Annotated in this window: 10 protein-coding genes and 1 pseudogene; 2 read left to right on the top strand and 9 right to left on the bottom strand. The window is 69.8% G+C overall.

Going from position 1 to position 11,782, the window contains the following annotated elements; genetic code table 11:
• The 4 genes and pseudogenes from ACFWUZ_RS33380 to araD all read right to left on the bottom strand — a co-directional run.
• The coding region (locus tag ACFWUZ_RS33380; RefSeq protein WP_384381393.1) for an aminotransferase class III-fold pyridoxal phosphate-dependent enzyme at window positions 1–376 on the bottom strand (376 nt) is incomplete at its 3' end.
• An 81-nt stretch (window positions 377–457) separates the two neighbouring features.
• Window positions 458–799 (bottom strand): annotated as a pseudogene (locus tag ACFWUZ_RS33375) (flavin reductase family protein); the annotation flags it as partial.
• A 21-nt stretch (window positions 800–820) separates the two neighbouring features.
• Window positions 821–1,117, bottom strand: coding sequence for a hypothetical protein (locus ACFWUZ_RS33370; protein WP_384381391.1), 297 nt, complete (start codon window positions 1,115–1,117; stop codon window positions 821–823).
• A gap of 150 nt (window positions 1,118–1,267) precedes the next feature.
• Window positions 1,268–2,005, bottom strand: a complete 738-nt coding sequence (gene araD / locus ACFWUZ_RS33365; protein ID WP_384381389.1) for an L-ribulose-5-phosphate 4-epimerase AraD — start codon at window positions 2,003–2,005, stop codon at window positions 1,268–1,270.
• A 319-nt stretch (window positions 2,006–2,324) separates the two neighbouring features.
• Here araD and ACFWUZ_RS33360 point away from each other — a divergent pair, with 319 nt between their 5' ends.
• Entirely contained in the window at window positions 2,325–3,401 is a 1,077-nt protein-coding gene (locus ACFWUZ_RS33360; RefSeq protein WP_384381388.1) for a LacI family DNA-binding transcriptional regulator, read from the top strand.
• A gap of 146 nt (window positions 3,402–3,547) precedes the next feature.
• Here ACFWUZ_RS33360 and ACFWUZ_RS33355 read toward each other — a convergent pair whose 3' ends face one another.
• The 5 genes from ACFWUZ_RS33355 to ACFWUZ_RS33335 form a co-directional block, all read right to left on the bottom strand.
• Window positions 3,548–4,672 (bottom strand): aldose epimerase family protein, encoded by a 1,125-nt coding sequence (locus ACFWUZ_RS33355; RefSeq protein ID WP_384381386.1) that lies wholly within the window; start codon window positions 4,670–4,672, stop codon window positions 3,548–3,550.
• A gap of 104 nt (window positions 4,673–4,776) precedes the next feature.
• Window positions 4,777–5,799, bottom strand: coding sequence for a galactofuranose ABC transporter, permease protein YjfF (yjfF, locus tag ACFWUZ_RS33350; RefSeq protein ID WP_079153942.1), 1,023 nt, complete (start codon window positions 5,797–5,799; stop codon window positions 4,777–4,779).
• Window positions 5,796–6,896, bottom strand: a complete 1,101-nt coding sequence (locus ACFWUZ_RS33345; protein WP_384381384.1) for an ABC transporter permease — start codon at window positions 6,894–6,896, stop codon at window positions 5,796–5,798. The genes yjfF and ACFWUZ_RS33345 overlap by 4 nt, the downstream gene beginning before the upstream one ends.
• Entirely contained in the window at window positions 6,893–8,452 is a 1,560-nt protein-coding gene (locus ACFWUZ_RS33340; protein WP_384381382.1) for a sugar ABC transporter ATP-binding protein, read from the bottom strand. Before ACFWUZ_RS33340 ends, ACFWUZ_RS33345 begins: the two co-directional genes overlap by 4 nt.
• 94 nt (window positions 8,453–8,546) lie before the next feature.
• Complete coding sequence (locus ACFWUZ_RS33335; RefSeq protein WP_069918238.1) at window positions 8,547–9,545, bottom strand: ABC transporter substrate-binding protein; 999 nt, start codon at window positions 9,543–9,545, stop codon at window positions 8,547–8,549.
• Window positions 9,546–10,065: 520 nt separating this feature from the next.
• On the opposite strand from ACFWUZ_RS33335, the gene ACFWUZ_RS33330 reads away from it, so the two are divergent.
• Window positions 10,066–11,760 carry a ribulokinase gene (locus tag ACFWUZ_RS33330; RefSeq protein ID WP_384381379.1) on the top strand — a complete coding sequence of 565 codons (1,695 nt, stop codon included), beginning with the start codon at window positions 10,066–10,068 and terminating at the stop codon, window positions 11,758–11,760.
• Window positions 11,761–11,782 lie beyond the last annotated feature (22 nt).

The raw sequence follows: 11,782 nt of genomic DNA, 5'->3' as shown, positions 1-11,782 counted from the left end.
GCCCGGTGACCTTCCGGGCGAGCTTGAGCGCGGCCTCGACCGAGTTGGTACCGCCGGGTCCGGGGAACTGGACGCGGTAGTCCAGGCCGCGCGGTATGAGGATCAGGTCCCGCAGCTGCTCCAGGAAGACGCGTTTGGCCGCCGTCTGCATGTCGAGGCCGTGCGTGAGGCCATCGCCGGACAGGTACGTCAGCAGCGCGGCTTTCAGTTCGGGCGGGTTGTGCCCGTAGTTGAGGGCGCCGGCGCCGGCGAAGAAGTCGATGTAGGACCGTCCTGACTCGTCGTGCAGCACGGCGCCGCGTCCGGTGGTGAACACGGTGGGCCAGGCCCGGCTGTAGCTGCGGACTTCTGATTCCATGGTGGCGAAGATGCTCATGTTCATTCCTGTCGGACGTGGGTGCGGGTGCGTGCGGGAGCCCGGGCCACGGCAGGTGGGCCGCAGGGCGGGGGGCGGAGGTCAGCCGGTCACGGCGTTCTGCTGCTGCTGGTAGAGCACCAGGGCCCGGGCGTCGGGGTCCTGTGTGGTCCACAAGGCACGGCCGATCAGCAGGGTGTGATCGAGCGCGGTGGGAGCCTGGTCGAGCCGGCACACCACGGTGGCGGCCGTCCCCTCCAGCACCGGACAGCCCTCTTCGTGCCGGTGCGGGACGCCCTGGAAGCGCTCCGCCGCCGGCAGCCGGGCGAAGCGGTCCATCAGGTCCCGTTGCTGCCAGCTGAGGATGTTGACGGCGAAACGGCCGTGGTCACGGGCGTGCCGCACGGTACGGCCAGCGCTGGCGAGCGAGACCAGTACCGATGGCGGCTCGGTGGACCGCCCCTTTCAGGGGGCCCGGACGGCGTCAGCGCTTGGCGCGCGAGATGGTGCGAAGTCGAACATCCGATCTGGATCCAGTTCATAGCCGTCGGTCTTGCCGATGTAGCAGCGCATGAGATCCAGCGAACCTGGTGCGGGAAAGCGCCACTCGCGGCCCCCGTACACGCCCGAGGGGTCGCCCAAGGCCCGCAGAATCGGTCCATCGAAGTGCAGCTCGACGTAGTCGCGCACGAAAGACACGGCGCTGACATCCAGGCCCATCAGCAGCTGGAGCGGGTCGTCCGAGTCGTTCGCATTAGCCACAAGCCCATGAGAGACCTCCGCATGCCCCGTCACGCGTCCGCCCATTGGCCGACTCGGAGCCGGAACGGCCAACTACAGGTCGACATCGACATCACAGCAGCACCCTCCCAGCCTCACCCAGCAATGGACAACAGCTCACAAACCATCCTCTCAGACGCTCGGGGTGTGCGGGACGTTGCCGTAGTAGGCGTCCGGTCCGTGCTTACGGGTGAAGTGCCGCTCCAGCAGATGCTTCGGCGGTTCGGAGGCTTCCCCGAGGCGGGACCCCAGCGCCAGCGTGTGCAGCGCCATCTCCGCCACGGCCTCGCAGACGATGGCGTTCTCCAGCGCCGCCTTCGCGGTGGCACCCCAGGTGAAGGGTCCGTGTCGTGAAACGAGTGCTCCGGGGACCTCGTCGGCCAGCCGGGGGTCCCCGTCGAGCCGGGCGACGATCACCTGTCCGGTGTTGTACTCGTAGTCCCGCGCGCACTGCTCGGCAGTGAGGTCCTCCGTCACGGGAACGGGCCCGTTGAAGGTGTCGGCGTGCGTCGTGCCGAGTACGGGGATCGGGCGGCGCGCCTGAGCAAAGGCGACGGCGTGCGTCGAGTGCGTGTGGGTGACGCCTCCGATGGAGGGGAAGGCCCGGTAGAGGCACCGATGGGTTTCGGTGTCGGTGGACGGCCTGAGGCGTCCCCCGACGACCCGCCCGTCCTCCAGCGCCACCACCACCAGGTCCTCCTCGGTGAGGTCGGCGTAGGAGACGCCGGACGGCTTGATGACGAAGACGCCCGCGTCTCGGTCCACTCCGCTGACGTTTCCCCAGGTGAGGGTGGCCAGACCGGCCTCCAGGATGCGCAGGTTGGCCGCGAGGACCTCACGACGGAGGTCCCCCAGGAAGGTCTCGCTCACTACGTCTCACCATCTCTCCGGCATGCGCGGCGGGTTTCTCCGGGACCGCTGCCCGGCAGGCCCCCGCGGTCGCGCATGAGTGGACTGGACTGATCGGGGCCGCAGCACATCGCGGCTGGCCCACCTCGGCCGCCCCGATCAGATTGTGGGCGCTAACAAGCCGCAATCTCAAGAGGGTACGAGGAGATTCCTGCCCACAGCATGCGATCAACGCTGCATAATGTGAGCGCAAACATCTACACCTGGTCGACAATCCTCCGGTCGGTCCGAGATGTGTGCGGGCCGCGGCTGGTTCGGTACCTTGAGGGAAGGCCGCTCGATGAGGAAAGGAAGAGAGTTGACCCAGCTCCCAGACGTCTCGCGAGCGCCCACGATGACGGACGTCGCACGCGTCGCCGGCGTGTCCCATCAGACCGTTTCGCGGGTGCTCAGCGACCACCCGAACGTCAGCGCCAAGACCCGGGCCGCGGTGACTCAGGTCATCGAGCAGCTGGGGTACCGCCGCAATTCGGCGGCCAGGGCTCTGGCCACCCGCCGGACCCACACGCTGGGCGTCATCGCGGTGAACACCACTCTGCACGGGCCCGCCAGTACCGTGGCGGGAGTGCAGGAGGCGGCTCGGGACCGCGGCTACCTGACGTCCGCCGTCACGCTCCGCACCGCCACGCAGACGGCCCTCTCCGAGGCCATGCAGCACCTCGCCGGGTGGGGCGTGGAGGGGATCGTCGCCGTCACTCCGCAACGCGCCGCGGTACGCGCCCTGGCGGCACTGGAAGCACCGTGCCCCGTGGTCACCGTGGAAGGCGGCCACACCCTCGACCTGCCGGGGGTGTCGCTGGACCAGAACCTCGGCGCCCGCATGATCACGGAGCACCTTCTCGCGTCTGGCCACGCCACCGTGTGGCATGTGGCGGGCCCCCCCGACTGGCTCGAGAGCGAGGCACGCACACAGGGGTGGGAGGACGCGCTGCGCGATGCCGGCGCCGAGGTGCCGCCCGTGCTGCGCGGCGACTGGAGTCCGCTGTCGGGATACCAGGCCGGCCAGCAGCTGGCGGGGCGGGTCCTGGCATCACGAGGGCAGGGAGCCGGCCTCACCGCGGTGTTCGTCGCCAACGACCAGATGGCCCTCGGTGTCCTACGGGCCCTGCGGGAAGCGGGCCTGCGGACGCCCGAGGACGTGGCGGTCGCCGGCTTCGACGACATCCCCGAGGCGGAGTTCTTCCCGCCCCCGCTGACGACGATCCGCCAGGACTTCGCCTCGCTCGGCCGCGACAGCATCGGGCTGCTCCTGGACCACATCGAGGGCAGGACCGACGAGTCGACCCACCTGGTGTTGGCGCCCGAGCTCATCGTGCGCGCCAGCACGGCCCGCAGGATCGCTCCCCCCGGCGAATGACCCCCACGCGCCCGGCGGTTGACCCCTCTCGCAGGAGGCCGGGTCCGCGGGGGCACCTTCGTACGCGGGAAACCGGGCACAGGCACCAAAGCCGCTGTCCGGTGCCCCCCGGCACCGGACAGCGGCTACGGCCGCCGCCGCCCCTCTCAGGCGGCGACCGTGGTGAAACTGTGGATCGTGGTCGACCGGTACAGCTCGTCCGGGCGCAGGACGACCGTCGGGTAGTCGGGGCGGTTCGGGGAGTCCGGGAAGTGCTGGGTCTCCAGCGCGACCCCCGCGTAGGCGTGGTACGGCCTGCCTGCCTTGCCCGTGATGTCACCGGTCAGGCCTTGCCCGGTGTAGACCTGGATGCCCGGTTCCGTGGTGCGCACCTCCATGCGGCGGCCGGATGCGGGGGCGTACAGCACAGCGGCCTTACGAGGACTGTCTCGCCGGGCGTCGTCGAGGACCCAGTTGTGATCGAAGCCTCCGCCGGCGAGGGCCAGTTGCGCCTCCGTATGGGTCAAGGCGTCGGAGAGACGCCGGTGCCGGCGGAGGTCGAACGGGGTGTCGCTGACCGGGCGGTGGGAGCCGTCGGGGATCAACTCGGCGTCGACGGGGGTGTAGAGGGGGGCCGCGACCTGGAGGTGGTGGGCCAGGACGTTGCCGCGCCCCTCCCCTTCGAGGTTCCAGTAGGCGTGGTTGGTGAGGTTGACGATCGTCGGGGCGTCGGCGACCGCCTGGTACGACATCGTCAGGTTGTCGTCGCGGTCCAGCGTGTAGGTGAGGCGCACGTTCAGGGCACCGGGGAATCCCTGGTCGCCGTCGGGGCTGTGCAAGAACAGACGGACACCGGTGCGGTGCGCCGAGTGGAAGGGTTCGCACCGCCACAGGCGCTGGTCGAACCCGTCGGGACCACCGTGCAATGTGTGCCCGGTCTCCTGGGTGGCGAGCCGGTGGGTGACGCCGTCGACTACGAGCCCGCCGCGTGCGATGCGGTTGGCGTAACGGCCCACCGTCGCACCGAAGTAGCGTGCGGAACCCTCGCAGGCGGCGGGGTCGCGGGGCGCGAGCACCACGTCAGCGGTGTGGCCCCAGCGGTCCGGCAGGATCAGTGAACGGAGCCGGGCGCCGCGCGTGTGGACCTCGGCACGGGCCCTGCCGGGGAAGCCGAACCGCCACCTCTCCCCCGTTCCGCCATCGTTCAGACGCAGGGGGCGGGCCGTCCGCGGACAGGCGGCCGTCTGCCTGGGCTCGGCGGCCTGGTCGACAGATTCGTATGCGTGTTCCATGACGGCATTCCCTGGAAGTCGGTCCACCGGATGCGCGCCGGGACCAAGCTGTGATCGCGGCACGCGAACGCGGTGGCACGGGCGGGTGGGCTGCGGAGCCGGAGTCAGTCGGCGGCGGGGCGGCGGCCGCTCATCAGGCGTTGCAGCACGATGAACACGAGCAGCAGGGCACCGACGACGATCCGGGTCCACCAGGAGCTGAGCGTGCCCTGAAAGTTGACCACCGTCTGGATCGTGCCGAGGACGAGCACGCCGAGGGCGGTGCCCAGGACGAAACCGGAGCCTCCGGTCAGCAGCGTGCCGCCGATCACGGTGGCGGCGATCGCGTCGAGTTCCATGCCCATCGCGTGGAGGGCGTAGCCGGAGAGCATGTAGAAGGTCAGCAACAGGCCGCCGAGTGCGGAGCACAGGCCGCTGACGGCGTATGCGGCGATCTTGGTGGAGCCCGTCGGAAGACCCATCAGCCGAGCGGAGGACTCGTTGCCGCCCAGCGCGTACACGTTGCGGCCGAAGCGCGTGTGGTGCAGGACGACGAAGGCGATCACCAGCACGGCCAGGGCGATGACCACCGGGATCGAGACGAACAGTCCTCCCGGGCCGTACAGCCGGGTCTGCGCGATTCCCACCGTCGTGGGGTCGCTGATCGTGATGGATTCGGTGCTGATCGTGTAGCAGAGCCCGCGGGCGAGAAACATGCCGGCCAGGGTGACGATGAACGGCTGGATCTCGAAGGTGTGGATGATCCAGCCCATGAGCGTCCCGCTCCCGGCGCCGACGAGCAGGACCAGGGGGATGACGGTGGCCAGGGGCCAGCCGTGCGACTCGACCAGCCAAGCGGTGAGCATGGTCGACAGGGCCACCATGGAGCCGACGGACAGATCGATGCCGCCGGTGAGGATGACGAAGGTCGCCCCGACCGCGACGACCAGGAGGAATCCGTTGTCGATCAGCAGGTTCAGTACGACTTGCGCCGAGAGGAAGCCCTCGTAGCGCACCGATCCGACGCTGAACATGACGGCCAGCAGGACAGCCGTGACGATCAGTGGGATACGGGTGCGGGTGCGCGGGGACACGGTCGCGAAGGGGCGGGTGAGGTGCGCGGCGGCGCTCGCGATGCCGGTACTCATGCGCGTACCTCCTGCTGCAGCGGGGCGGCGCCCGCCGTGGTGTGGGATCGGGGAGTGGTCGTCCTGCGGCGGCGCAGGACCTTGGCCCGGAAGACCGGGGCCTGCACGAGGCAGACGACGATGACGACGAAGGCCTTGAAGACGAGGGTGGTCTCGGGTGGGACGCCGAGGGTGTAGACGGTGGTCGACAGGGTTTGGATGATCAGGGCGCCCAGGACGGTGCCGCCGAGGGAGAAGCGTCCTCCGGTCAGTGCGGTGCCGCCGACGACGACGGCGAGGATCGCGTCGAGCTCGATCCACAGGCCGGCGTTGTTGCCGTCGGCGCTGGAGACGTTGGAGCTGATCATCAGTCCGGCGACGGCGGCGCAAAGGGCGCTGAAGACGTAGACCAGGGCGAGCAGGCCGCCGGCCCGGATGCCGACCAGGCGGCTGGCCGCGGGGTTGCCGCCGACGGACTCGATCAGCAGGCCGAGTGCGCTGCGGCGGGTGACGAAGGCGGTGAGCGCGACGAGGGCGGCCGCCAGGAGGACGGCGAACGGGAAGGTCAGCCAGTAACCCCCGCCGATCATTTTGTAGGGGGCGCTGGTCACCGTGAAGATCTGGCCGTCCGTGATCAGCTGGGCGACGCCGCGGCCCGCGACCATGAGGATCAAGGTGGCCACGATGGGCTGCACCCCCAGCCCGGACACCAGGAAGCCGTTGGCCAGGCCCAGCACGAGGGCGACGCCGAGCGCGAGGGCGACGGCCGTGAGCATGGTGGCGACGCTGCCGGGATGCGCGGCGGTGGAGATGTGCCCGCAGGCGAGGGCGCCGGCTATGGCGACGGTGGAACCCACCGAGAGGTCGATCCCGCGGGTGGCGATGACCAGGGTCATGCCGAGCGCCACCAGGATGAGTGGCGCACCGAACTGCAGGATGTCGATGAGGCTGCCGTAGAGATGGCCGTCGCGTACGCGGACGGAGAAGAAGTCGTGGTGGAACGCGAGGTTACCGAGGAGCAGGGCGAGCAGGATGAGCGCGGGCCACAGCAGACGGTGGCCGGCCAGCCGTCTCCCGATCGCGGCGGCCGCCTCGGACTTGGGGGGCTGGGTGGTCATGAGTCCGTTCCGGTGGCGATGGTCGTGAGGAGGCGTTCGGGCGTGACGGTGTCGTCGTTCACGAGGGTGGCCACCATGCGGTGGTCGCGGAGCACGGCGATGCGGTGGCTCAGGCGCAGGACCTCTTCGAGTTCCGCCGAGATGAACAGCACGGCGGTGCCTTCGCCCGCCAGGCGGGCAACGAGTTTCTGGATCTCCGCCTTGGCCCCGATGTCGATGCCCCGGGTGGGTTCGTCGAGGATCAGGAGCCGGGGTGCGGCCAGCAGCCAGCGGGCGAGGAGGACCTTCTGCTGGTTGCCTCCGCTGAGGTGGCGCACCTGGGCTTCGGGGTCGGCGGGGCGGATGTCCAGGGCCTCTGTCCAGTGCCGCGCCAGTTCGTCCTGCTTCGCACGGGCCAGCGGCCTGGTCCAGCCGCGGGCGGCCTGCAGGGCGAGGACGATGTTCTCGCGGACCGTGAGCTCGCCCACCAGTCCCTCGGACTTGCGGTTCTCGGAACAGAACGCGATGCCCCGGGCGATGGCGTGGCGGGGGCTGCGCAGGACCACCTTCTCGCCCTCGATGCTCACTTCTCCGGCGTCCGCGCTGTCCGCGCCGAACAGGAGGCGCGCCACCTCGGTGCGGCCCGAGCCCAGGAGGCCGGCCAGTCCGATGACCTCGCCGGGATGGATGTCAAGGTCGTACGGTTCGATCGAGCCCGTACGGGTCAGCTGTCGGGCCTGGAGGAACGGCTCGCCGGCCGCCCGTTCGGCCGCTTCCTCGGGGGCACGGCCGGACAGCTGGTCGAGGGTGGCCAGTTCTCCGCCGATCATGCGCTGTACCAGCGTCACCGGCGTGAGTTCCCCGATCGGGTACTCGCCTTCCAGCCGGCCGTTGCGCAGGATGGTGACGCGGTCGCAGAGGTCGAATACCTGGTCGAGGAAGTGCGTGACGAACAGGATGGCCACACCGCGGTCCCGCAGGCGCCGCACCAGGGTGAAGAGCTGGGCGACCTCCTCGCGATCCAGGCTGGAGGTGGGTTCGTCCAGTACGAGCACCTTCGCCGAGACGTCCACCGCCCGGACGATGGCGACCAGTTGCTGCACCGCCAGGGAGTGCGAATCGAGCAGACTGGTGACGTCCAGACCGAGGTCGAGTTCCGTCAGCAGCTCTGCCGCCCGCTGCCGCATCGCGGACCAGTGGATGAGACCGAACCGGCGCGGTTCGCGCCCGATGAGGATGTTCTCGGCTACCGAGATGTTCGGGCAGAGGTTGACCTCCTGATAAACGGTGCTGATTCCGGCCTGTTGTGCCTGGAGAGGGTCCGTGAACGCGTGGGGCCGGCCGTCCACGAGGATGGCGCCGCCGTCGGCGGGGTGGACACCGGTGAGTACCTTGATCAAGGTGGACTTCCCGGCGCCGTTCTCGCCCATCAGGGCATGCACCTCACCGGGGAAGAGGCGCAGGGCGACTCCGTCGAGCGCGAGCACGCCCGGGAAGCGCTTGCGGATGCCGTGGGCTTCCAGGACCGGCCGCGGGCCGCCGGCGCCCGTGGCCGGCGGGGTGGACGGATGCGTCATCCGCCCTCCTCTCATGTGTGGGGTGGTGGAGCGGGCTCCGGAGGGTGAAGGAGGCACCGGAGCCGGGCCTCCTCCGGCACCAAAACCTGTCGCGTCAGTAGTTCCGGGACGGCAGGGCGGCCGCAGCCTTGTCCTGCGGGAAGACGCCCTCCTGGGTCTCGACCCGGGTCGGCACGCTCTCCCCCGCCACGACCTTCTTGGCCAGCTCCATCAGCTGGTCGCCGAGCATCGGGTTGCACTCCACCACGACGTTGATCTTGCCCTCGGTCATGGCGACGAAGGCGTCCTTGATTCCGTCCACCGAGATCACCTTGATGTCCGTACCGGGCTTCTTGCCGGACTCCTCGATGGCCTGGATGGCGCCGAGGGCCATGTCGTCGTTGTGGGCGTACAGGACGTCGATGTCCTTCTGGGACTTCAGGAACGCCTGCATGACCTCCTTGCCCTTGGCGCGGGTGAAGTCGCCCGTCTGCGAGGCGACGATCTTGAACTTGCCGTCGGCACGGATGGCATCGGCGAAGCCGGCCTTGCGGTCGTTGGCGGGTGCTGAGCCCGTGGTGCCCTGGAGCTCGACGATGTTGACCGGGCCCTGTTCGTTCGCGTACGCGCCTGTCAGCCACTCGCCCGCGGACTTGCCCTCCTTGACGAAGTCCGAGCCCAGGAAGGTCTTGTAGAGGGAGGTGTCCTTGGTGTCCACGGCCCGGTCAGTGAGGATGACCGGGATGCCCGCGTCCTTGGCCTCCTTGAGCACCGTGTCCCAGCCGGACTCCACGACCGGCGAGAAGGCGATCACATCGACCTTCTGCTGGATGAAGGTGCGGATCGCCTTGATCTGGTTCTCCTGCTTCTGCTGCGCGTCGGAGAACTTGAGCTCGATCCCGGCCTTCTTCGCCGCCTCCTGGACGGACTTGGTGTTGGCGGTACGCCAACCGCTCTCGGCGCCGACCTGGGCGAAGCCCATGGTGATCGTGCCGCCGGAGCCCGTCTTGGCCCCGGAGGCCGGGGCGGAGGTGGGGCCCTCGGTCGAGCAGGCGGTCAGCGCCGAGGAGGCGAGAAGGGCGACGGTGAGGACGAGGGCTGCTCTGCGAGCCATGACGGGTGTCCTTTCGGGGGCTACGGATGAGGCTCCGCACGGCCGGTGCCGGGCTGCGCCCGTGGTCATGGGCGTGGCGGGGCCGAGGCGGGGGTCGGGGTCGGGGGCGGGGGCGGGGCGATAGGAGCGGTATGCCCGTGAGGGGGCGCCGTCGCATTGTGAGCGCTAACAAGCCGGGTTCTCAACCCCTTTGCGCCGCGTTACCTGTCCGTTACCGCGTCACGTGCGACAACAACGCGGACTCCATCCGTTCGCGCGACCATCGACCCCGCCTACCCGAATCGGAGACCTCAAACCGCCTCGCATCAAAGGCATATCGAGTCGCGGCCCCGTATACGAAGGCCGCCGCACCATGAGGGTCTCCCACATGATCCACGCAGACCCCTTGCCTCTCGACATTGTTAGCGCTCACACTGCAAGCTCATCGGATCCTCCGCCGACCGCCAGGATGGTCGGGACGGCATCTCCGGCTGCCGGGCCGCGCCGCGTGCCGCCCACGGCTCCTTCGAAAGGCACTCTGTTGACGTCACCCCATCTCCTCGCGCCCGCCCCTCCTTCCGAGGAATCGGAGCAGTACACGGTCGGTGTCGACTTCGGCACCCTGTCGGGCCGCGCCGTGGTGGTACGGGTTCGCGACGGTCAGGAGCTGGCCGCGGCGGTCCACCCCTACCGGCACGGCGTCATCGACCGATACCTGCCGCAAGGCGGTGCGCCGCTGCCTCCGGACTGGGCCCTGCAACACCCCCAGGACTGGCGGGACGTACTGCGTCGCGCCGTCCCGCAGGCCCTGGCGGCGGCCGGGATCGATCCCGCCGCGGTGATCGGCATCGCCACCGACTTCACCGCCTGCACCGTCCTGCCCACGCTGGCCGACGGGACTCCCCTCTCCGAGACCGAGCTCGCCGGACGGCCCCACGCGTGGCCCAAGCTGTGGAAGCACCACGCCGCCCAGTCCCATGCCGACCGCATCAACGAACTCGCCCACGCCCGCGGGGAGAAGTGGATCGCCCGCTACGGCGGTCGGATCTCCGCCGAGTGGCAGTTCGCGAAGGCGCTCCAGGTCCTGGAAGAAGACCCGCTCGTCTACGACAGCTGCGCGCGGTGGATCGAGGCCGCCGACTGGATCGTGTGGCAGCTCACCGGAACCGAGTCCCGCAACGCCTGCACCGCCGGATACAAGGGCATCCACCAGGACGGCGCCTACCCGAGCGAGGAGTACCTGGCCGCCCTAAACCCCCGGTTCGCCGACTTCGCACGCACCCGCCTCGAATTCCCCCTCTCCGCTCTGGGATCACGAGTGGGCTCGCTCAGTACGGAGGCGGCAGCGTGGACAGGGCTGCGCCCCGGCATCGCCGTGGCCGCGGGCAACGTCGACGCCCATGTCACCGCGTCGGCGGGCCAGGCAGTCGAGGACGGACAACTGCTCGCCATCATGGGGACCTCCACCTGCCACGTCGTGAACTCCCCCGTCCTCGCCGACGTCCCCGGCATCTGCGGTGTCGTGGCCGGCGGGATCGTCGAGGGAACCTACGGCTACGAGGCCGGCCAGAGCGCGGTCGGCGACATCTTCGCCTGGGTACTGGACCAAGGCGTCCCGCCGGACTACCTCGCCGAGGCCGCCGACCGCGGCGAGGACCTGCACACCCTGCTGACCCGGAAGGCCGCCGGCCAGCCGGTCGGCGGCCACGGACTGGTCGCCCTCGACTGGCTGAACGGCAACCGTTCGGTCCTCGTCGACCACCACCTCTCCGGAGTCATCGTGGGTCTCACCCTCGCGACCCGCCCCGAGGACGTCTACCGCGCACTGCTCGAAGCCACCGCGTTCGGCACCCGCGTCATCGTGGAGGCCCTGGAAGCAGGCGGCGTACCGGTCCACGAGTTCATCGTCGCCGGCGGACTGGCCAAGAACGAACTGCTGATGCAGATCTATTCCGACGTGCTGCGCCGCCCCGTATCCCTGGCCGCGTCCAACCAGGGCCCCGCCCTCGGGTCGGCCATCCACGCCGCCGTAGCCGCCGGCGCGCACGGCGACGTACGGACGGCCACCGCCGCCATGGGCCGCCGGCTGCCGGCCGTCTACCTGCCCGACGCCACCCGGGCCGAGGCGTACGACGCCCTCTTCGCCGAATACCGGCTCCTGCACGACCACTTCGCCACGGGGGGCCTGCTGCACCGCCTCAGACACATCCGCGACACGACCCACACCGCGGGCTGACCCCCGCCCCGTTGTCCGTTCC

Origin of the sequence: Streptomyces sp. NPDC058646 (assembly GCF_042716875.1) — a bacterium.
GTDB lineage: Bacteria > Actinomycetota > Actinomycetes > Streptomycetales > Streptomycetaceae > Streptomyces.
Note: the sequence above shows the minus strand (reverse complement) of the source record. Positions and strands in the feature narration are given on the sequence as shown.

Excerpts from the sequence above, each read along its gene's own strand:
- ACFWUZ_RS33335 (WP_069918238.1), bottom strand. The coding sequence starts at position 9,545 with ATGGCTCGCAGAGCAGCCCTCGTCCTCACCGTCGCCCTTCTCGCCTCC.
- ACFWUZ_RS33340 (WP_384381382.1), bottom strand. The coding sequence starts at position 8,452 with ATGACGCATCCGTCCACCCCGCCGGCCACGGGCGCCGGCGGCCCGCGG.
- ACFWUZ_RS33345 (WP_384381384.1), bottom strand. The coding sequence starts at position 6,896 with ATGACCACCCAGCCCCCCAAGTCCGAGGCGGCCGCCGCGATCGGGAGA.
- ACFWUZ_RS33360 (WP_384381388.1), top strand. The coding sequence starts at position 2,325 with ATGAGGAAAGGAAGAGAGTTGACCCAGCTCCCAGACGTCTCGCGAGCG.
- ACFWUZ_RS33355 (WP_384381386.1), bottom strand. The coding sequence starts at position 4,672 with ATGGAACACGCATACGAATCTGTCGACCAGGCCGCCGAGCCCAGGCAG.
- yjfF (WP_079153942.1), bottom strand. The coding sequence starts at position 5,799 with ATGAGTACCGGCATCGCGAGCGCCGCCGCGCACCTCACCCGCCCCTTC.